This window comes from Mesorhizobium sp. M0601 (assembly GCF_040320845.1).
Lineage (GTDB): Bacteria > Pseudomonadota > Alphaproteobacteria > Rhizobiales > Rhizobiaceae > Mesorhizobium.
In genome coordinates this window covers 23,950-43,121 of the sequence record NZ_JAMYQK010000045.1, presented here as the reverse complement: position 1 = coordinate 43,121, position 19,172 = coordinate 23,950, and the positions used below count along the sequence as shown (strand labels likewise).

22 protein-coding genes and 2 pseudogenes are annotated in these 19,172 nt (G+C 58.6%); 18 read left to right on the top strand and 6 right to left on the bottom strand.

Features of this window, described 5'->3' with window-relative positions; genetic code table 11:
* The 3 genes and pseudogenes from NKI41_RS28250 to NKI41_RS28240 all read right to left on the bottom strand — a co-directional run.
* The coding region (locus tag NKI41_RS28250; protein WP_352686012.1) for a transposase at nt 1-251 on the bottom strand (251 nt) is incomplete at its 3' end.
* Between the two features lie 152 nt (nt 252-403).
* On the bottom strand, nt 404-898 hold the full coding sequence (locus NKI41_RS28245) for a hypothetical protein (RefSeq protein ID WP_352686010.1): 495 nt from the start codon (nt 896-898) through the stop codon (nt 404-406).
* Between the two features lie 557 nt (nt 899-1,455).
* Nucleotides 1,456-1,629 (bottom strand): annotated as a pseudogene (locus NKI41_RS28240) (cell division protein FtsZ); the annotation flags it as partial.
* Nucleotides 1,630-1,741: 112 nt separating this feature from the next.
* Here NKI41_RS28240 and NKI41_RS28235 point away from each other — a divergent pair.
* The 3 genes from NKI41_RS28235 to NKI41_RS28225 are packed head-to-tail and all read left to right on the top strand — an operon-like array spanning nt 1,742 to nt 4,219.
* Nucleotides 1,742-2,791, top strand: a complete 1,050-nt coding sequence (locus tag NKI41_RS28235; RefSeq protein WP_352686008.1) for an RES family NAD+ phosphorylase — start codon at nt 1,742-1,744, stop codon at nt 2,789-2,791.
* 55 nt (nt 2,792-2,846) lie between these two features.
* Nucleotides 2,847-4,121: an anti-phage deoxyguanosine triphosphatase gene (locus NKI41_RS28230; RefSeq protein ID WP_352686006.1), complete on the top strand. Its 1,275-nt coding sequence runs from the start codon at nt 2,847-2,849 to the stop codon at nt 4,119-4,121.
* Nucleotides 4,122-4,141: 20 nt separating this feature from the next.
* Nucleotides 4,142-4,219, top strand: a complete 78-nt coding sequence (locus tag NKI41_RS28225; RefSeq protein ID WP_352686016.1) for a hypothetical protein — start codon at nt 4,142-4,144, stop codon at nt 4,217-4,219.
* Between the two features lie 95 nt (nt 4,220-4,314).
* Here NKI41_RS28225 and NKI41_RS28220 read toward each other — a convergent pair whose 3' ends face one another.
* Nucleotides 4,315-4,593 (bottom strand): DUF6338 family protein, encoded by a 279-nt coding sequence (locus tag NKI41_RS28220; protein WP_502901249.1) that lies wholly within the window; start codon nt 4,591-4,593, stop codon nt 4,315-4,317.
* 457 nt (nt 4,594-5,050) lie between these two features.
* Between NKI41_RS28220 and NKI41_RS28215 the strand changes: the two genes are divergently transcribed.
* Nucleotides 5,051-5,332, top strand: a complete 282-nt coding sequence (locus NKI41_RS28215) for a hypothetical protein (RefSeq protein WP_352686003.1) — start codon at nt 5,051-5,053, stop codon at nt 5,330-5,332.
* A 7-nt stretch (nt 5,333-5,339) separates the two neighbouring features.
* Here NKI41_RS28215 and NKI41_RS28210 read toward each other — a convergent pair whose 3' ends face one another.
* A complete protein-coding gene (locus NKI41_RS28210) occupies nt 5,340-5,591 on the bottom strand; it encodes a DUF6074 family protein (protein ID WP_352457909.1) in 252 nt (83 codons plus the stop codon).
* Between the two features lie 75 nt (nt 5,592-5,666).
* Here NKI41_RS28210 and NKI41_RS28205 point away from each other — a divergent pair.
* The 10 genes and pseudogenes from NKI41_RS28205 to NKI41_RS28160 form a co-directional block, all read left to right on the top strand.
* A pseudogene (locus NKI41_RS28205) lies at nt 5,667-5,864 on the top strand (transposase); the annotation flags it as partial.
* Between the two features lie 644 nt (nt 5,865-6,508).
* Nucleotides 6,509-6,706, top strand: coding sequence for a hypothetical protein (locus NKI41_RS28200; RefSeq protein ID WP_023722969.1), 198 nt, complete (start codon nt 6,509-6,511; stop codon nt 6,704-6,706).
* Nucleotides 6,707-7,366: 660 nt separating this feature from the next.
* Complete coding sequence (locus NKI41_RS28195; RefSeq protein WP_352508310.1) at nt 7,367-7,594, top strand: hypothetical protein; 228 nt, start codon at nt 7,367-7,369, stop codon at nt 7,592-7,594.
* A 548-nt stretch (nt 7,595-8,142) separates the two neighbouring features.
* Nucleotides 8,143-8,397 (top strand): DUF982 domain-containing protein, encoded by a 255-nt coding sequence (locus NKI41_RS28190; protein WP_352686000.1) that lies wholly within the window; start codon nt 8,143-8,145, stop codon nt 8,395-8,397.
* Nucleotides 8,398-8,624: 227 nt separating this feature from the next.
* Entirely contained in the window at nt 8,625-8,915 is a 291-nt protein-coding gene (locus NKI41_RS28185) for a DUF982 domain-containing protein (RefSeq protein WP_352516194.1), read from the top strand.
* Entirely contained in the window at nt 8,879-9,124 is a 246-nt protein-coding gene (locus NKI41_RS28180; protein WP_352508312.1) for a DUF982 domain-containing protein, read from the top strand. Before NKI41_RS28185 ends, NKI41_RS28180 begins: the two co-directional genes overlap by 37 nt.
* Nucleotides 9,125-9,132: 8 nt before the next feature.
* Nucleotides 9,133-9,372, top strand: a complete 240-nt coding sequence (locus NKI41_RS28175) for a DUF982 domain-containing protein (protein WP_352508313.1) — start codon at nt 9,133-9,135, stop codon at nt 9,370-9,372.
* A 48-nt stretch (nt 9,373-9,420) separates the two neighbouring features.
* Nucleotides 9,421-9,711 carry a hypothetical protein gene (locus tag NKI41_RS28170; protein WP_352685998.1) on the top strand — a complete coding sequence of 97 codons (291 nt, stop codon included), beginning with the start codon at nt 9,421-9,423 and terminating at the stop codon, nt 9,709-9,711.
* Nucleotides 9,712-9,910: 199 nt separating this feature from the next.
* Entirely contained in the window at nt 9,911-11,809 is a 1,899-nt protein-coding gene (gene ligD, locus NKI41_RS28165; protein WP_352685996.1) for a DNA ligase D, read from the top strand.
* A gap of 107 nt (nt 11,810-11,916) precedes the next feature.
* Entirely contained in the window at nt 11,917-13,578 is a 1,662-nt protein-coding gene (locus tag NKI41_RS28160; RefSeq protein WP_352686014.1) for a DNA polymerase/3'-5' exonuclease PolX, read from the top strand.
* Nucleotides 13,579-13,599: 21 nt separating this feature from the next.
* Here NKI41_RS28160 and NKI41_RS28155 read toward each other — a convergent pair whose 3' ends face one another.
* Complete coding sequence (locus tag NKI41_RS28155; RefSeq protein WP_352685994.1) at nt 13,600-14,238, bottom strand: hypothetical protein; 639 nt, start codon at nt 14,236-14,238, stop codon at nt 13,600-13,602.
* A gap of 376 nt (nt 14,239-14,614) precedes the next feature.
* Between NKI41_RS28155 and NKI41_RS28150 the strand changes: the two genes are divergently transcribed.
* From NKI41_RS28150 to NKI41_RS28135, 4 genes are all read left to right on the top strand, one after another.
* Entirely contained in the window at nt 14,615-14,773 is a 159-nt protein-coding gene (locus NKI41_RS28150; RefSeq protein ID WP_352682150.1) for a hypothetical protein, read from the top strand.
* Between the two features lie 1,324 nt (nt 14,774-16,097).
* On the top strand, nt 16,098-16,967 hold the full coding sequence (locus NKI41_RS28145; protein ID WP_352492316.1) for an MBL fold metallo-hydrolase: 870 nt from the start codon (nt 16,098-16,100) through the stop codon (nt 16,965-16,967).
* Nucleotides 16,968-17,322: 355 nt separating this feature from the next.
* Complete coding sequence (locus NKI41_RS28140) at nt 17,323-17,775, top strand: YidB family protein (RefSeq protein WP_352503351.1); 453 nt, start codon at nt 17,323-17,325, stop codon at nt 17,773-17,775.
* A gap of 15 nt (nt 17,776-17,790) precedes the next feature.
* Complete coding sequence (locus tag NKI41_RS28135; RefSeq protein ID WP_352516189.1) at nt 17,791-18,258, top strand: tetratricopeptide repeat protein; 468 nt, start codon at nt 17,791-17,793, stop codon at nt 18,256-18,258.
* Nucleotides 18,259-19,172 lie beyond the last annotated feature (914 nt).

The window sequence follows — 19,172 nt, the reverse complement described above, 5'->3', positions numbered from 1 at the left end:
GCTGGGGATGCCGCCGGCCGCGAAACGGCGACAGGCTCATCGGGAGCCACGACAACTTCGGCAAAGCCCGTCTCGCGGGCTCTCATCGTGCGGCGCCACTTGTAGATCAGGCTGGTCGCGACATCGTACTGACGGGCCACCGCCGCCACTGTGGCCCCGGGCGCGAATGCCGCGGCCAGTATCCGGCATTGATCCTCTTCACTCCAACGCCGACGCCGCTCCGGCCCGGTCAATAACGTCACATGGCTCATGCTGTGCTGCTAACTACGCTCGTAAGGACGACCATAAGAGCGCAGCCTCGCTACCGGGCCATGCTCGCGCAAGGCGGCCCTCGCCGGAGGCGTACGGCAAGGCCATGCCGGTGCATGGTGCTTAGAGAGCGGTCTCTTCCAAAGGGAGCGGTCTATGGGCATTCGGCTTGCGGCTCGGAAGAGGCATCTTCGACCGCAGGCCCGGCGGTTTTGATTGCTAATTGAGCGTGGGAAATTGGCCTACTATGCCGTCGCCTAAACGCGGCTAGGCTGTCGAATGTCTGCGTTGAGGTAAGCAATCGTTCAAAGGAAGCGGCATAGGTAGAATTCTCAATGATCGCAATTGAGTTCACCAAATTGTCAGTGACCATGGCCTTGGTAAGTTTCGGAAATAGGCTCTTGTTGTGGGCGTAGCAGCACACTTCAAGAAAGTTGGCGAACTCGACAAAGGTACTCTGTCGTTCACTTTCGGTGGTACTAGATAGAAGCTTTGCTTCCATACCACGCATGTCCGCAAGATAGCGGAACAGCCACTCCAAATCCTTGGATTTGGCCGACGACCGAACGTTGAGCGCATTGAAAATCAACGCGCCCGCCGAAATCAACAGGGCTACTGTGGGAACAACCTCTGTCCACCAAATTGGCACTTAGTCACTTCTTCGTCTGTTGGCTTGTGGCCGTAGACGCCGGCTGTTGCTGCAAGGCTGTTTGCAGGTTCGCGCTGCTCAGGCCTTTGTCTTCGATGTGGACTGGTTTCTGGCTGATTGGATGAACCGGATGGGTTTTACCAGTTGACATGAGAGTGCTCTCCGTCGCGACGATTCGCGAATGAGCAATGTACTTCCTACCTGACCGCTAGGCTACTGGTTGGACCCTGCAAGCCGTCGGCGGCATACGCCCCGTCAACTCGAAGCGTGCAGTTTCAGCCCGGCTTTCGAGCACGCAAACCGCGCCACCTGTGTCGCCGAAGAGCTATCCACAAGGTAACTCCATTTGTAATCAGCGCTGCGCGTTGACAGGGCTTCCCAAGCCTCACGGCATTGGTGAACCACATGCCGCTGGCATCGCTATAACGCGAGTGCAATACGTTCACGACGCCCTTGCCCTCGTATGTGATTTTCTGAACCGTGTAGGTGGCCTGCGGTTCACTAGGCCGATCAATCTTAGAAGGCTCCTTGAGGAGTCCACCATCGAATGCCGTTTCTGGTGCGGCAACAGAAGCCGTCTTGTCGAGCGCGACCACTGACACGCGGAGCCATCCATTGAGAGTCTCGTCGAAGGTCGCGCCGAGGATGATGTTGGCCTCGGGATCCACTTCTTCCCGGATGCGGCTCGCCGTGTCGTCGATCTCGTACAGGGTCATGTCGCGCCCTCCGGTCTGACGTCGAGAGCAGAGGAGCGCTTACTCTTTGATGGGAAGGCGGGAGATTGACACTTCGGTAGCTCACCAATGCTATGAGACACGAAATATGTTTGGATGGTCGGTAGGCATGATTAGAAAAGTGACATCCGACGGAAATGATGCCGTAAATCTTCCTGCGGACGCAATAGGAGCTTTTGTTCCCCTGACGGACTATGACATCGGGATGTTCAACGATTTTGTAACCGAAGAGGTGGACTCGTACTTTTCGTCCAGCATCGCTTGTTGCGACAGCTGCTACGACGATTTCAAAGCCCATTGGCCGGGAGTGGTCCTGAGAGATCTCGAGTTCCAAACGATGTCCAGCGATGTCGACACGTTCCTCAGCACATCAAGGATGCGGGAAGTCTACTCGCCGGCGGAGTTTTCGTCTCTGTCGCATTTCATCGAATGTCCACGCTGTCATGAGTCGATCAAATGGAACATGTGGATTTTCGAGCACCGGTTCAGCGACGTACCTCACGTCGAGGTAGCAATCGAGCAGCTGACCACCCTGGGCAATCTGACGCCGTTCCTCACGCTTGAGCACCCATTCTCGAGGAAGGTGCTGGAACAGGTCCGCTCCCATGCGTCGAGCACAATACCTGTCCGTTTGCCAGACAGCCTTTTTCGCGCACGAACTCGGGAAAGCCTTGTCGTGCGAGGGCAACGCGAAGACGAACTCATGTCCTTCGGTCCCGCCCCCGCCGAAATCGTAGGAGAGGGCCGATTCAACCACGCCGGCACGCCGATGCTGTACCTTGGTGACAAAGCCCGCACGGCTGCTATGGAAATCGGAGTGAAGGATACAGACATCTGTGTAGCGGAGATTTGCCTGAATCTACCGGATATGAAAGTCCTCGACCTAGTCGATCTGGATGAAGATTGGACATCCTTCGAGACTCTGGCGGCGATAGCTGCATCGGCTTTGCTGTCAGCCCCGCGCACAGGCACTGGCTGGCTGAAGAAGCAGTACGTCTTCTCGCGATTTGTTGCCGACTGTGCTCGATCTGCTGGTTTCGCCGCGATCAAATATGGCTCTACGAAAGACCCTAATGGGGCCAACTATGTACTTCTGGAGCCGCTCGAGGACTTCGCGTCACTGGCGAAACTGAAGGGTCTTCAGTGGTTGACGCTGTAGGTATCGTCGGTGCGATGGCGGCGCCATCCCTAGAGCAGCGTCAATAGGAGGTACCATGGGCTGGGAATCACGTCGGAGCAAGTGGAAGAAGAACGACAACGATGCGCGGTCCGACGCAGACATCGACTATGGCCGTATCATACACTCGGCTTCCTTCCGGCGACTGCAGGGTAAGACCCAAATCTTGAACCTTGGCGACAGCGACTTCTATCGCACGCGCCTCACTCACTCACTCGAGGTGGCCCAGATCGCCGGCAGCGTGGCGCGGCAGCTCGCCAAGGACAACGAAGGACACTCCGCTGTACCATACCTCCCCGACTTGGCCCTCATTCAGGCCATCGGATCGACCCACGATCTGGGCCACCCGCCTTTCGGGCACGGCGGAGAGGTTGCGCTGAACTACTGCATGGCGGAAGATGGTGGCTTCGAGGGCAACGGCCAAACGCTGCGGATCCTGACAAGGCTCGAGAAATTCTCTAAGGGAGACGGCTCAGACCTCACCCGCCGCACATTGCTTGGCACGCTCAAATATCCGGTAGCGTATTCTCGGTTGGCGAACCCTGACCGCAAGCCGAGGCTGATCGAGAGTCCATCCGTCCTGAAGCTTATCGATCGCAACTGGTCCAAGCCACCCAAGTGCCACATGGATAGCGAGAAAACAGCCGTCGAGTGGATCTTGGAGATTATGGTGCCAACAGACCGGGACCTTTTTATGTCGTGCGAGGACCCGGCACCGATCAAGGGGGCCGAAGGGAAGGAGCCCGAACCGCAGCATGGGATCGCGCTGCACAAATCGTTTGACTGCAGTATCATGGATCTTTCCGATGACATCGCCTTCGGCGTTCATGATCTCGAGGATTCACTGGCCTTGTCGCTCATCGCAGTCGATGAGTTCGAGAGCTACTTGTCGCCCGAAGTCTGCCGCCACCACCTCGATTGGGTAAACTCGAGGAGGCGGGAGGGCTCCGACAACAACGTGTACGCAACGATGGTCAAGATGCTGTTTGGCGGGGGCGCAGACCGGAAGCACGCGATCAGCCGTCTAGTCGGGTACTTCGTCGAGCACTGTACGATCGAGGAGTTGACTGAATTTCAGGAGCCGCTCATCCGATTCCGCGCCAGCATGAGACCGGAGGCTCGCGCTCTTCTCAAGGCACTTAAGAAGCTTGTCTATGAGATCGTCATCCTCAGTCCGGAAGTACAGCACCTGGAATTCAAGGGACAGCAGATGGTGGTCGCCGTGTTCGAGGCGCTGCGCTCAGAACCGAAGGCATTCCTCCCGCGCCAGACCTTTGAACTCTATAATGCCGAGGCGGAGGGGTCCGGGTGATCTGCGACCACGTGGCTGGCATGACAGATGGCTTTCTCTTAAAAACATACGAGCGTTTGTTCAGCCCGAGGATGGGGTCGGTGTTCGATAGGCTGTGAGCCGGACAGGAGCAAGCGACGAGTAGCTGACGGTCACCGCAACGAGTTCGTTTTGGGCCAACCAAACGCCGCCGCAAGGCTTGGTCCTGGCGCGATCATTCCCGTCTCCGCGGATAGCCGGCGAATGTCGTATTGTCCTTGAGGACGACGAACACCCACGAGCCACACATCGTGGAGAACTGATAGTCCCAGGCAGTGGGAATCACACGGATGGGGGAAAGCCCGCACCATCCGTAGATTTTTCGGAGCCAGCCGGCCTTCGACGTGATGCCGCTCGCGAACCCTATGATGGCAGGCGCGGCGAGTAGGACGAAGCCCCACGCGAGCGCCCAGATCTTCGGGTCGGTATTGGAATTCATAACGAGATAGATCACCCAGCCGGACAGGGGGAAGTTCAAGGCGCTTAAGGTAAGAGCCGAACGAAATAGTCAGGCCCGTCCAGCCTCTGACCTGTAATGAAGTGCGCCCGAAACGACGAGATGATGTAGCCGGGCTGCACCACGAAGACGAAGGCGACATAAACTGCGTCAAGCGAGAGAAAATTTCCCATCCAACCCATGCCCCGAGCGAATCGCACCATTCTATGTGGCTCGGAATTGGCGCCTAGGTCAGCTCAACCAATTTGTCAAAGATCAGCTCTGTTACACATGGACTGTTCGAGCGGGGATGTCAGCTTTCTGAATGTGCGAACTGGGGAGTTCGGCTGGCACCCTTTCTCGTCCATCCTCCCGAAAAGAGACTGTCCGTTTTCGGCACGACCCCGACCATTAATACACATCGCGCCTCTCGATGTTCGCTTTTTGTGCTTCGATAGTCGCATAAAAGGGCAGTGTGGAACTCAACGGCGGCTCATTGGTTTTGCGGGTTCAGCTCGTGGAAAAGGTCCGTCGGCCTTCCGTGAATGCGGGTTTCCGCATCGCCTACCTCGATTTGGTCGATGACCGCCGGACAGGCGAGGCGGAGCCGTATCTCGCCCGAGAGTACATTCGCGCGCATGATTTCGACGAACGCGCCTATCTTTTCATCCGCAGTGAGAAACCTGCGTTTGACGGATGCAGTGGTGCTACGCTTGTGGAGCCCGGGGCGTCTCTATGCGGCAATCCTTCATCGTGAGCCGATGCTATTGTGCAAGTTTCGCAGCACTGCGGGTGGCGATATCGCCCAAGACAGCATGAAGAAGCGTTCCAACTTCCTGTTCGGCGACCCCGGGTGCAATTCCTGATTCGGACAGTTGAACGAGAATTGCCTTGGCGGTGTTGCGCCAGAAGGCGTTCGCGTCCTTCCCGTTCTTGGATTCCAGGACCCGGGCGATCCCTTCGACCAACTTCCGCCGCCGATGCAGCGGAAACGCGCTTATGTTTGAATCACACATCGATCACCTCACCCCTTCAGTCGCGCGAATAAGCATTGGCGGGTGAGAAAATTTGGTTAACAGCGCTTTTGGATAATGGTCCGCAATGGAATAAAGCGTCTACCCAACAAGCCAAGAGGTGTGCCGCGTGTTGATGATCGGCGCGTGCTGAACGGCATCTTCTGGGTGCTGCGCTCCGGTGCTCCATGGCGCGACCTGCCTCAGCGCTATGGCCCGTGCACCACCTGTTGCAACCGCTTCGTCCGATGGCGAAAAGCAGGTGTGTGGCTGCGCAGTAACGAGTCTACGGCCTAAGGTTTGCGGAGCCTCACGCCGGCGCGGCTGCCGTTCTCCGGGATGAACTCGACGCCGGCGGCCTAGAGGGCGATGCGCAAGGCAGCAACGGTTCGCTCTTGTGTGGAGCCCTGTCGGGCCGCGACATCTACTTAATGTCTATTCTAGACAGTCGCCGCGACCATAACTTTTGATAACAGGTCAGGGTCGCGGGATGCCGAGCCGCTTGAAATACCGGGTTACGTCCGGATGCTCGCGATCGTCCCGCCTCAACCGCGCAAGCGCGTCATCATCGCCGGCGAGCGCCATAGCCAAACCGGGAGCGCTTATTCTCCACGGAGCACCGGGCATTGTCTGGTTGTGAAGACGGTGCTTGATCACCAGCCGCCTGAGTGTGTCTTCGCTTACGTTGTAGTCGTACCTGAACAGATCAATGGCCCTCTGGACCGTGATCGCCTCTGCCCGTGGGATCTAGAGCGGCCGAAGCCGTTCGCCTGTTGCCGGCGCTGTTTTGACACGGCGCGCATTGGTCATTCGGCCCGTCGCGCTTTTCTGCGGCCCGCCGTTTCGCCCGACATCAGGGAACGATATCGCCCCCCATGTATTAGAAACCCATGGACACTATGGAACCCCACGGCCACGGGATGGCGGCCGATCTTTTGACATCGGAAGTTGCCAATGCCAGGCAGCGCATCCACCGGACCGAGCTCGCGCTTCAACGCACTGAAGAAATGCTGGCGGAAAATCTCGCGCTGTGCAGCAGGATACGAACTGCGGTCGAGGCCGCAGACCGCTTGGTGAAGATCGATCCCCCCAGCTTTGAAGGACGTCGCGCGGGTTGAACTGGGCCGGCGTTTCATTCGCCTTGCGGCACCCTGCCGCAAGAGCCTGCCCGTTGGCATCACAGCGTGAGCAAACATTGGACAGAAGCATTCCAACGTTCACGATGTGCAACGCCGACGCTAGATAGACACGAATTTCAGTTCAAAGAGCGAGGTTAATGCTGCGGCAAACGAAGGGGGCACGGGGGGTCTTCGCGCGAGCCAGTTATCCGATCTCCCGCTCAGAAATTTCTACCAAATATTCCGACCTCCTGATGGAACCCATTCGTTGCGGGCGAGTTGCGGCTCATTGGGACGGACTTCCCGAACATGACAACGAGCAACAAAGCAGACCATCAGTCTGTCTCCGAAGCGTTTCGGAAACTGATCCGTTCCGAAGGCTATCGTCATCACGTACAAACGTTCTTAAATCTGGAGGTCGAACCAGAACTGCCGCCAACCCTACAGTCATTACTTGCGGCTATTGATCGGGCCAAACAGGGCCCGACGGAAGAAGCTCCCTAGCCGGCTGGCTGAGCGTCAGCTCAAAGAGTATAGAGGCTCGCTTCGTGGCTTGTCCCCCTGATTCCCACGCAGAAGTTATCAAACATTCTTCTTGATTTTTCTCGACAGAGGATCATGAATGTTCTCTTGGGTTCTCGCTGAGGTGGGAGGCCTTGTATGAACGTTTGGACGAACTGCCGACCCGACAAAGTGACTGCCAAACACCTTGTTCACGAGCTGATACTACAAGCCCGTCGCGGCCAAATCATCTCCGTCAAAGAGACTATTGCAGCGGTGCGCCGAGACCGGCCACATCTGGCGGAAACTGACTGCGAGATGGTGGAGCTTATTGTCAATGTTGCCCCAGCCTTTGGCCTGTTCGTCGGGTTCGATCTTCGCGAATAACCGCCTCCTCAACAGGGCGGACCGTCGCGACACGGTCTCGATCAAAGCGGCATTACGCGAAGCTCGGGAGACTGCGCCTTATTTGGTGGCCTCCGACGAAGAACTAACCGAGGCAATCGTCGAGGCAGCAACTGCCATGGGCCTCTGCGTGGCTTTCGACGCCCGGGAGTAGCTGTCGGCCGACTTCGGTGACCTCGCAATGGGCGCGCGCCCGTATGCTGTCATTCATTCTCAATATTCCGGCCTTGGCGTGACAGTCCTCACATTAACGCTCTCGCCGAGGAGAAATAACCATCGGATGCCGCAGATTTCCGACTGGTCCTTTTACGCGATCGTCGCAACGAGTAGACCGACAACAAGCGAAATGACCAGGGCGACACCCACCGGAAGATGATGCATACCGGCTTCGTACCGACCGCTTAGATAACCGTCGATGAACCTTTGGAAACATCCCGTCACGGACTCAGACATGCCTAACAAACGGTAATCGTCCTCATCGCTGAGCCGGTTAGTAGAGACGAAACCCGCTAGCCGCCTGGGGTCCATTCATGGCTCTCCACTGGTTCAACCCTCCGATCCCGGTCAAGACCGAGCGTCCCGGGATCATCCACAATGTCAACAACGCCGAGGCAGCCGGCGAGGAGTTGATGAAGTGGACCAAGCGTGGCCCTTGCTGGGACCTCGCGGTGCGCGTTTGCATGGCCGTGATTTTCGACGAGATGGAACCTGAGGAGGCCCGCAAGGCATTCCTGGCTGCTGCAAAAGAGGAGGGGACATTACTCCCCCCAATGACAACCAGCTAAATTGGATTGCGGTATAAGGTTCTAGGTGTCTCAGACCAACACCGCCTTCGCGAAAGGAGCCCGCCGCCAAGCATGGAGATGAGAGGCGACGGACCCCCCCACAGCGGCTGCACATCCACGAAGTAATCCCGCTGCCGCCTCTAAACCCGCGAGGGCCTACATCGTTCCCTTAGCTGCAGCTAAAGCGGGGTTGGTCGGCGGGCTCTTGGCGCTCTAAGTTCCCTCTTATGGGTCCCCTCTGGTTCGCTCCCCCGGTCTACGTGAAGACGAAACGTCCGGGCATTCGCCATGGGGTCAGCCACGTCGAGGGAGCCGCGGAGGAGCTCATGGGGTGGGACACAAAGGGCCCGAAGTGGACCAAGGCGGTCCAATCCTGCGTGGATGCGTTCGAGGGCAGAGCCTCCCCCCAAGAGGTCCGTGAAGCCTTTGAGGCGGCTGCCAAGGAGGCCAACGTGTATCTCTCCCCTGAGCAGGAGGTATCATGGCGCCCATCTGGTTCGTCCCTCCGGTGTTCGTGAAGACTGAAACCGGTGTCAGGCATGGCTGCAACAATGCGAAGGAAGCCCTTGAGCAGCTCAAGATGTGGACCCGGCGAGGGCCTCGCTGGCATAAGGCGGTGACCCTCTGCCTGTCAGCCTTGGAGGGCGATTCGATTGACCCCCACATAATACGAAAGGCCTTTGAGGCTGCCGCTAAGGAGGCCAAGATGTATCTCTCCCCTGAGTAGGAGTTGTCGTGGCAACCCATTGGTTCTCCCCTCCGGTGTACGTCAAGACCGACCGACCTGGGGTCACCTACGGGTGCAACAACGTCGAGGGTGCCGCCGAGGAACTCATGAAGTGGACCAAGATGGGACCTAAGTGGAGGAAGGCTGTGCAACTGTGCGCCGACCCCTTTCAGGACCGTGTGACTCCGGAAGAGGTCCGTCAGGCTTTCGAGGCTGCTGCCAAGGAGGAGAGGGGGCTGCGTGAGTAGCAGGCCGGTGCCCATGGCTATGTTGGGAAGGACCCGTTAGGCTGTCTAATGCTGACCAAGTCCGCGCTGCTCGAAATAGACCCGGATACGAGAGCATTCACTCTGGTCGGCGCATTTATGGGCCATTTTGCACTTCTTGAAACTGGCATCGGAGCTGCTCTGGGCGAGGTACTTGGCGTCAATGGGGCCCGTCGAGTAATCATCAATCGTAACATGGGGTTCGACGAGAAGATCAAACCGTACCCACGGGGACCGGAACCGGAATGTCGGGTTTCTAAAGCCGATGGCAGAAAGCGGATATTGCTGGGGCGGCATTTGAGAGCACGTTCCTGCTCTTGATTATTGCCAGTGAGCTGTGCGCGCAAATCGGAGGATGGAAGGGCCGGAGGCAGGAAGTACGGCCTCAGCCCGAGGCGCTAATCAAGCGGGTCGGCAATGATCGCGAAAAGCTCAATACGACCTGCAGCGAAACTAAAGAAGGAGTCGCGCGTTGGACGCGAATAACGCTATTTCGTCTCTGAGTATGGTTTAGGTCAGAGTGGTCAAGCCAACGTCGCGTAAGGCAATCAATGCGTCGAGCGCTAGTCAAGCGAAGTCGCCCGCTCCTGACGAGGTCACTTTAGCGCCGCCCGCTTTCCGGCCGGTCCAACTCGCAACGCTCGTGGACACGGTCCCTGCCGGCGTTCGTTGGATCCATGAGATGAAATACGACGGCTATCGTATTCTCGTTGCCGTTGGCGGTGGCGAGGCGCGAGCCTACACACGATCTGGTCTGGACTGGTCTAGCCGTTTTCCCTCGATCCTCTCCGAGGCTCGCAAGCTCAAGGTGCGCTCCGCCCTGATTGACGGCGAAGCCGTGGTTGTCGATGTCGAAGGAAGATCTAACTTCCAGGCGCTTCAGAATGCATTGAAGGGTGCCCCGGCGACTATTGACTTTTATGCGTTCGATCTGCTGCAGCTCGACAGCGAAGATCTGACAAGGCTTCCTCTTGTTGAGCGCAAGGCGAAGCTGGAGGCGATCTTGCCTGCGAAAAATCCGGTCCTTCGTTACTCCGACCATATCCTCGGCCGCGGAGAAGAGCTGCTCGATCGCTTCTGCGCTGCCGGCCTTGAGGGCGTCATCTCAAAGCTCGCGGATTCGAGTTATGTGGCGGCCCGCGGCGCAAGCTGGCTGAAGATCAAATGCATCAGGCGGCAGGAATTTGTGATTGTCGGCTGGACGCCGTCCGACAAGGTCCGGGCGTTTCGGTCCTTGATCCTTGGCGTTCATGACCGCGGCAAGCTGCGTTACGCCGGGAAAGTCGGCACCGGCTTCGATACCGCTGAACTTCTTCGTCTCTTGAACATCATGGCGCCGCTTGAGCAGAAGGCCGCCACCGTCGACGCACCACGCGCCGAAGTGCGCGGCGCACACTGGCTCCGTCCGAAACTGGTCGCTGAGATTGCCTTCACCGAAATGACAAATGAAGGGACATTACGACATCCGAGCTATCTTGGTCTCCGCGAAGACAAGAAGCCGGAGGCGGTCGTGCTCGAGACGGAACGTCATGCAGCCGATCTCGCCGCGTCTGCGACAACCACCATCGCGATAAGTAACCGTGACCGCGTCATCTATCCGGAATCCAACATCACCAAGGGACAGCTCGCCGACCATTACGCAGCGGTCGCGGCGATCATGCTTCCTTGGGTTGGCAGCCGGCCGATCAGTCTGGTTCGATGCCCACAGGGCCGCGCGAAGAAGTGCTTCTTCCAGAAACACGACGCCGGCAGCTTTGGCGACAAAGTCCACCACGTCGGCATCACAGAGAAAGACGGGCACGAGGAACCATATCTCTATGTCGACGATGCCGACGGACTCATGACTTGCGTCCAGATGGGAACGATCGAGCTGCATGGATGGGGGGCTCGGATCGAGGATGTCGAAAAGCCCGACCGCCTCGTGTTCGACCTCGACCCCGATGAAGGCCTCGATTTTGAGGCCGTCCGCAACGCTGCCTTTCAGTTCCGCGCTATCCTTAAATCTCTGGGGCTTACGACTTTCCCGATGCTGACGGGAGGCAAAGGAGTGCACGTCATCGCGCCCCTCACCCCTGGCGCCGAGTGGCCAGAGGTGAAGGACTTCGCGTCTCGCCTGGCGCAGGCGGTCGCCCGGAGCGATCCGACCCATTTCACGGCCGTGTTGTCAAAGGCGCGCCGCAAGGGTCGCATCTTTGTGGACTATCTACGCAATCAGCGCGGGGCGACCGCGATCATGCCTTACAGCGCGAGATCACGTCCGGGCGCTCCTGTCGCGGCACCGATCACGTGGGCGGAGATGAAGACAATAGACGCGCCCTCTCATTTCCACGTGGGCGATGCTCTTGAATTAAAGAAACGCGCAGCCTCCAAAACTCTGGCGGGATGGGGTCGCGCTGACCAATCCTTGCCCAATCTGTAGCGTCCGACGCGGGAAGAGGCAGTAAAGCCGGGATTCAAACGGCAACGCGGCGCTCACGGCCTTGCCTCATTGGAACCTGCGGAGATCGGTCTCGTTTGGCTGAAGCCATGGCAAAAATCGATCCGAGGACCGTCGCCAGTCTTTTGAGGGAATACGCGCAACGGGCGTCTATGCGCGGCGACAATCCCTATCGCACAAAGGCATACTTGCGCGCGGCAGACAGTCTGATGGCGCTGTCGCAGCCGCTTGATCGGATCATCGCCGCCGGCGCCCTCACCAAGATCCCGGGGATCGGTGACGCGATCGCAGACATCGTGACCAAGCTTTACCAAACCGGCACGCACCCAAGCCTTGAGAAGCTGCGCGAGGATGTTCCAGCGGGCGTTATGGAGCTGTTTGCCATACCCGGGCTTCGTCCCGATAAGATACTGAAGCTTCATCAGGCGCTCGGCGTGAACTCGCTGGCGGAGCTCGAGGCCGCAGCGAGAGAAGACCGCATCCGCCCAGTCAAAGGCCTCGGCGCCGCGCTTCAGGCAAAGCTGCTGCAGAACCTGGCCATCGTGCGAAGCGGCGAAACGCAACTTCACCTGCACAAGGCCGCCGCTCTTCTCCACCATGCGATCATATCGGTGAAGCAACAGCATCCAGAGTTTTCGCGCGTGGAAATTGCAGGTGACTTCCGACGCGGTTGCGAGCTCGTTTCCGACTTCGCCCTGGTAGCGCAGGGCAGAAGGTCGACTGGAATCGAGGATACGACCCTCAGGCTTGTTGTCACGGACAGGAAGCACTTTGGCGCGAACCTGCTCGAAGCAACCGGTTCGGCAGACCACCTCAAGCAACTGAAGACGTTCGCGGCCGACAAGGGGTTCACCCTAAACGCCGACGGGCTTCATCGCGGGAGAAAGCTGATCGCGTCAGCGACAGAAGAAGAAATCTACCAAGCTCTAGACTTGCAGTTTATCGAGCCTGAATTGCGCGAAGGCAGGGACGAGATTGAGCGAGCGGCAAAGCAGAAGCTACCCGCCCTCATTCGGGATGAAGATCTGCATGGCATCCTGCATTCTCACACGACCGCATCCGATGGCACCGAAACGCTTGAGGCAATGGCGGAAGCCACGCGTAGGCGCGGTTTCGAATACTATGGTGTCGCCGATCATTCGCAGTCCGCTCACTACGCAGGCGGCCTTTCGTTGCAGGAGATTGCTGAACAGCACCGCGAAGCTGACCGGCTGAACAAGGCATACAATGGAAAATTTCGCATACTGAAGGGCATCGAGGCGGACATCCTGGCTGATGGCTCGCTCGATTACCCGAATCATATTTTGGAGCACTTTGATTTCGTCGTCGCGAGCGTGCACAGCCGCTTCAAGTTGCCGAAGAAAGAGCAGACGGAGCGTATCATTGAGGCGATCGGAAATCCTCGGACGACAATCATCGGGCACATGACCGGTCGCCAGCTGTTGCGCCGACCCGGTTATGATCTCGACGTCGACAAAGTCCTCAAAGCGTGTGCGAAACACGGCGTCGCTGTCGAAATCAACGCACATCCGTGGCGACTCGACCTCGACTGGCGCTGGCATCAAAAGGCACTCGATCAGGGCTGCATATTCAGCATCAATCCGGACGCTCATTCGATCCGCGAGCTCGACCACATGCATTGGGGTGTCGAGATGGCGCGCAAGGGCGGTGTCCCTGCGAAGCGGGTCCTGAATGCGATGCGTTTGACGGCCCTTCTTGCGCATCTCGAACGCCGCAGGCAAACGTTCTAATCTGCTTATGCGCCCGGCCTATCAGCGCAGGAGTCCGTCATTCTCAAAATCTTCCCAGCCGCGCAAACTGGAGTGCGAGTTCTCATCGGGGCCATAACCAGCTGAAGCTGCAGTTCCGCGACCGCTTCTTTGAGCACGTTTCATAGCGGCCCTCCCCGCGGCTCGCCGCCTATTCTCTGCAGCTGTCGCTGCGTCCTGTTCGCGCCAGACCGTTACCAGGTCGCGGTCAAGCACATCCTCCACGTGCTGCGGGTCGAACACGTGAAAGGTGATGTTCCTTGCCCGCCCGCGGAGTTTCACCGTTTTCGTCCCGGCGCTCTGCAAGCGACCATCTTTCAGCCAGCGGTGCCGTTCGGCCGTCGAGATCGTCAGAATGTCCTCGATTTCACGGGGGATTACGGGCAGGTCTTCGATATTCTGCAGTGCTTTGGATATGATCCCGAATACCACCTGCCCATCATTCTCGGCGCCCTCAGACAGGCGCAGGGTAAGCACGCGGGACTCGATATTGAGCAATTTACTGAACTCCGTTGGAAGGCGGGCGCGTATTTCGAGAAAAATACCCCTCGCTCTGACCGACGATCCAAACGTTGCAGCCGGGGTTAAAGGCCACTCTCCAATCAGCTTCGCTGTTGCATTGATTTTTCGGCGCGTGGACATGCCCCTTTATATAGGTCACCGATTGTCGGCAAGCGATGAGCCGATCGCAAAGCCAACATGAGTTCTAATCCGCCAGCGGTCTGAACCACGATGCCCTGAAGGCGCAACCACGATTGTTAGCGGGGCCGCTTGCAACTTCGGCTAACAGGAAGCGGCAGAGTTGATCACAAGGTGCGATATCAGGCGCGTTGCCGCCTGGCGGCTTTTTGGGGGCCGTTTGCTGTCCGTCCGGTTATTGCCGAGGGACCAGTTAAAGCCGCCGTTCGGCTCACGACCTCTTCGCGGAATACAAGGCAAGTTCAGATCCCGCGGAAGCCGACATTGAACTGCCTCTCCGTTTACACGTTTGGCAAATGTTGCGAATGGAGGGAGTTGCATGTTTGAAGGTTTCTCGCTGGAGCAGATCAAACTTCCGGAAGCGACGCTCAGAGTGCGGGTTGGTGGAAGGGGCCACCGCTTCCTGATGCTGCACTTCCTCGCACCCATGCCACTTGGCATCGCGTGGCGCCGATTTTGGCTGAGGAATACACCGTAATTTGCCCTGGTCTTCGGTGCTCGCCCTTGCGGTGTGTCGCAACACAATCAGCGCGTCCGGTTTGCCGTGAACAGATCTTGCTGATGCACCAGTTCGTCCGCGACGGGCTGACGGAGGCGGCGTGTGCCATTCGGGTGGATGGCCGAAAATAACCCCACCTCTGCATGACGCGAATTGTCCCAGCCCGGGTAGGCCGTTATCGGGTACAGGCAAATACCCTCGAATCGATGCTCCGACACCCATAGCGGCACGCACCTCGTCGCGGCATACATAGTGGAGCCAAGCCGGCCCGCCGGATCCCTCTGAGCCGGTCTCGGCAATGAACATCGGCTTACCGTACCGATGAGCAACCTCGAGCAACATTTCCGACAAAGCGCGGTACTCATGGTGTCCCATCGATATCGTCGGCCCGTTTATTTCCCATTGATTGTGCGGCTAGAAATTCAGGCCCACGACAATCGACAACATCTTCGCTCCCGCCCAACTCAGGTTCGACGCGGCCCAGCAACATGTCGTAAGCTTCGAACTGCCCCTGACGGGCGTTTTCGGCCCGACCCCGTTCGCTGCGGGTCCGGTCACGAGGAGCGATTTGGATAAGGGGCTCGGCCCAGACAAATCTGCAGGCGGGGTCGATCTCCCGCATTGCACGAACACCCGCGATGGCAGCCTTCACGAGATGCCGCTTGAACCAGCACGTTTGTTCGGCCCCACGCGGGAAATAGCCGACCTCAACAGCCCATGCGAAAAAGGAGATCTAGTTGATGGGACACAACAGAGGCGGTGTTCCCGCGATCGAACGCTGTACCCTCACGGCTTCTGCCGCGAACGAGGCATAGGCATCGATGAAATGCAGCGATCCCTGATCGACATGGTCTGGAGATCCGTAATGGAAGATGTCCCAGATAACCTGGACACCTGCCGATCGGGCCGCCTCGACCATTGGCGCCCAACTTGACCAGTCATAGGCGAAGCTTGCGGAACCGGAGCCTCCACCTGGTGCTCGTCCATACGCCCCACTTCGCTCATTCGAAGTCTTCTTTCAGCAGTCGGCTTCGAACTCGGCCGCCTTGTTAGGACCGGGAACCGCGTTGGCGAAATACCGCATCCAATGGGGCGCGCGCCATCTTCGTTGCTCAGTCCAGCTCGTCCTGGCGTGACCGGGTAATGCCGAACCGATTTGGTCGAGCCTTTGTTCCTGTGGTGGACTGTCCGGAGCTGGGTGGCGAAGGAGGAACAAGGAGGGCCGTGCCAAGTTCGGGGCGATATACCACCGCCGCCGATCGACTCGAGCGGCTGCTCAGCAACAAGAGAGGCACGGGATCACATGACCGTTCAGATTCGACTTTCCGAGATCGACCACGCCAGGCGCGAGGATCGTGGCGACGGCGCTTGGAGCATCGCACCGGACTTGGGCTATTTGCGCCTAGCAATCGTCAATGTCGTGTTCTTCGGCGCACCGGGCAGCGGAGATCGGAACTGGATGCTGATCGATACCGGGTTGCCGACGTCCCGCGGCAGCATTCTTGCGGTCGCGGAAAAGCGGTTTGGCACGAACGCACGGCCGGCCGCGATCATCCTGACCCACGGCCATTTCGACCATGTGGGAACGGTTCTAGACCTCGCGAATAGGTGGGACGTGCCTGTCTTCGCGCATCCACTCGAGCGCCCCTATTTGGACGGAACCGCATCCTATCCGCCACCGGATCCCTGGGTCGGGGGTGGACTGATGGCGCTGCTTTCGCCGCTTTTTCCACGGGGGCCAATTGATCTTGGCAACCGTTTGGAACTCCTACCTGCCGACGGATCGATCCCCGGAATGCCCGGATGGCGATGGCTACACACACCCGGGCACGCTCCTGGGCATATCTCGCTCTGGCGCGAGGAGGACCGCTCGCTGATCGTAGGGGACGCTTTCATCACCACCGGTCAGGAGTCAGTCTATGAGGTCGCCGTTCAGGATCTTGAGATGCACGGTCCGCCGCGCTACTTCACGCCGGACTGGGATGCGGCGGAAAGATCCGTGAAGCACTTGGCTGCCCTGAACCCGCACATGGTCATCAGTGGACACGGTGCGGCTGCCGCGGGAGTGGGCATGCGTCAAGCTCTTGACAGCCTGGCTGAGCGGTTCAGGGTGTTCGCCGTCCCGCCGAAATTGAAATTCGTGCGCGAGCCGGCGGCAGTCCAAGGTAGCTGAGGCTAACCGAGCCGCCGTCGTTCTGAAATATGGTCGAATTGGGCAGACTCTGTCTCTCGACCCGGTAGAGTTACCCCGTCGGGTCGCGCTCTCCATCGTCGCCGACAAACTCTGACAAGCGGAACAAACCCGGAAGGCGCCGGGTTAGGGCGTTCGATCGGCGTAGGGCGACTGCGGGCCAAGCGCCCCGAAATTCTGCGTCAGGAGAAGACGTCAGATGAAAACGAGAACCCGAAGGACGCGTGCTCTCCGCCGGCGAGCCGACCGGCAAGAAGTTGTTCGAGCCCACACGGGTCGTCATCCGCCAAGACTTGGCTTCGATTCGCTCATCGGCCAAAACCGTGGAGGAGATCAAATGGCAAATCTGGGAAGATTGGCGATCGCGATGCTTGGCGTTCTGGCATACCAAAATCGCGACAAGCTCTGTGAATTGATTCCGGGAGCGGGGTATCTTAACCCAAACGACCCGCAACGCAGAATTCTGGCTCAGATAACGAATGGCGTGTCGAGGGCTGACCTTGGTGAGATCCTCGACCGGTTCAGGGAGGTGGGGGCAGGATCGAAGGTCGACTCGTGGGTTGGCAGCGGGCCAAACCAACCGATTGAGCCAAGGGACGTCCAAGCGGCAATGGACGAAGGTACACTCACGTCCATTTCGATGCAGACGGGTCTTTCGCGCGAGGAGCTAATCAGAAGGATTGCGCGGGATCTACCCGAGACAGTCAACGAGATGACGCCGAATGGTGAATGGCCGCCTGAGCCGACACATGGCTTGGATAAGTCGACCCTGCTCGACAATGTATCCTAGGGGACACAGCCAGGAATGCAGCCGGCCAAGGCGAGATCCAGGGTGGCAACTCTACACGGGGGGACGCTCCTGCGCGATCGCCTTCATCCGCTCGCGAACCAAGGGTCTGTTTCGAGCGCGCCGAACGCTCAACTGGCCGCCATCCTGAAAATGCGGCACCGCTGCATCGCGGCGCCCTCGCTCGCGTATATCGGTGAGCGGAAGAAGGCGCGTTCCTGGCTGGCCAGAGCGCTGGCGATCGATCCGGACGACTTCGTGACGCAGTACAACGCCGCTTGCATGCATTCCGTGCTCGGGGAAGTGGAGGAAGCGGTGCGGTACCTGGAAAGAGCCGTCGGAGGAAGCGTGAGTCAGAACGTATTGGAACGAATCCGTCACGAAGTCATTTCGACGCCATTCGCGATCACCCGCGGTTCGTGCAGCTTCTTAGTTCACTTGCCTTGTGACGCACAGCTGTACTTGCACAAGCTTCGGCCTGCCTAGCAGCCGCGTTCGGTTTGGGTGGCGGTTCAACTGATCGCAGCAACACACGCTCTTCTGAAAGATGGAGTGTGAGCCATGAAGCAGCGAAGTCGCATCTACTACTCGGCCGCTCAGCGCCTGAGATTTGGGTTCGATGGCAGGCGGGCGAGTCGATGAGCTCGATCGGACGACGATTCGATCGGGAGTCTTCATCGGTCCGTTCTTGCCGCCGCGCCTGGGCCTTGCACTGGCGGGCTGCCGGCCTTGCCTGTCGCCGGTGGTGTTTTCCCCCACATTTTGCTGCCGCTGCTTGTGCTGCTCACCTGGCCGCTCGCCATGGGCAAGTAGTTCGCCCCGGCATCGTCTCTGCAGGGTTTGCTTCGTCGGCAAAGGACATCGCCAGCGGCCTCACAGCTGCGGTCGATCGCGGCCGAATCGGGATTGATGCTGGCCGACGCGCTGGCCGGCGGCCGCTTCACCCTGTTGAGCCTGCCGGCATTATTGCCGGGGCCGGCGACCGGTTGTTCGATGCGAAAGCCGAGGCTCTTAGACTACAATCGGAGATTCCTGGTTCCTTTGTCGATATCATCCCGCAGGCCGGCCACATGGTCCACCACACCGCACCGCTAGCTGTTCTCGCCATGGTGGACAGGGTCGCTGCCGCGGCCAGCATGAAGTAGGCCGGCACTGGCGGGATCCCGAAGAAGTGGAATCGTGATTTTCGGAAAAGATCATGCTCAAAAGCAATAGGTAGAACGCCGTCCCGACTCTATCGGGTGGCGAATCCGATGATTTACTTCACGGCGGCACGCACTTCAGCGAACCGCATCCTGTGCATCCATCCGCGCCGGTTCGGCTAACATCGACGTCGAGGTCCCGTATCTTGGGGATTTGGCCAGGGGAACGGCCCCAATTCCGTGTTCGGCTTCTGCCTC

What these genes read in the sequence shown, in the direction of transcription:
- NKI41_RS28180 (WP_352508312.1), top strand. Translation starts at nt 8,879, where the DNA reads ATGGCGCCCATCTGGTTCGTCCCTCCGGTGTTCGTGAAGACTGAAACC.
- NKI41_RS28135 (WP_352516189.1), top strand. Translation starts at nt 17,791, where the DNA reads ATGCAGCCGGCCAAGGCGAGATCCAGGGTGGCAACTCTACACGGGGGG.
- NKI41_RS28160 (WP_352686014.1), top strand. Translation starts at nt 11,917, where the DNA reads ATGGCAAAAATCGATCCGAGGACCGTCGCCAGTCTTTTGAGGGAATAC.
- NKI41_RS28145 (WP_352492316.1), top strand. Translation starts at nt 16,098, where the DNA reads ATGACCGTTCAGATTCGACTTTCCGAGATCGACCACGCCAGGCGCGAG.
- NKI41_RS28190 (WP_352686000.1), top strand. Translation starts at nt 8,143, where the DNA reads ATGGCTCTCCACTGGTTCAACCCTCCGATCCCGGTCAAGACCGAGCGT.
- NKI41_RS28185 (WP_352516194.1), top strand. Translation starts at nt 8,625, where the DNA reads ATGGGTCCCCTCTGGTTCGCTCCCCCGGTCTACGTGAAGACGAAACGT.
- NKI41_RS28235 (WP_352686008.1), top strand. Translation starts at nt 1,742, where the DNA reads ATGATTAGAAAAGTGACATCCGACGGAAATGATGCCGTAAATCTTCCT.
- NKI41_RS28170 (WP_352685998.1), top strand. Translation starts at nt 9,421, where the DNA reads ATGCTGACCAAGTCCGCGCTGCTCGAAATAGACCCGGATACGAGAGCA.
- NKI41_RS28230 (WP_352686006.1), top strand. Translation starts at nt 2,847, where the DNA reads ATGGGCTGGGAATCACGTCGGAGCAAGTGGAAGAAGAACGACAACGAT.
- NKI41_RS28225 (WP_352686016.1), top strand. Translation starts at nt 4,142, where the DNA reads ATGACAGATGGCTTTCTCTTAAAAACATACGAGCGTTTGTTCAGCCCG.
- NKI41_RS28140 (WP_352503351.1), top strand. Translation starts at nt 17,323, where the DNA reads ATGGCAAATCTGGGAAGATTGGCGATCGCGATGCTTGGCGTTCTGGCA.
- NKI41_RS28210 (WP_352457909.1), bottom strand. Translation starts at nt 5,591, where the DNA reads ATGTGTGATTCAAACATAAGCGCGTTTCCGCTGCATCGGCGGCGGAAG.
- NKI41_RS28150 (WP_352682150.1), top strand. Translation starts at nt 14,615, where the DNA reads ATGTTTGAAGGTTTCTCGCTGGAGCAGATCAAACTTCCGGAAGCGACG.
- NKI41_RS28200 (WP_023722969.1), top strand. Translation starts at nt 6,509, where the DNA reads ATGGCGGCCGATCTTTTGACATCGGAAGTTGCCAATGCCAGGCAGCGC.
- NKI41_RS28155 (WP_352685994.1), bottom strand. Translation starts at nt 14,238, where the DNA reads ATGTCCACGCGCCGAAAAATCAATGCAACAGCGAAGCTGATTGGAGAG.
- NKI41_RS28195 (WP_352508310.1), top strand. Translation starts at nt 7,367, where the DNA reads ATGAACGTTTGGACGAACTGCCGACCCGACAAAGTGACTGCCAAACAC.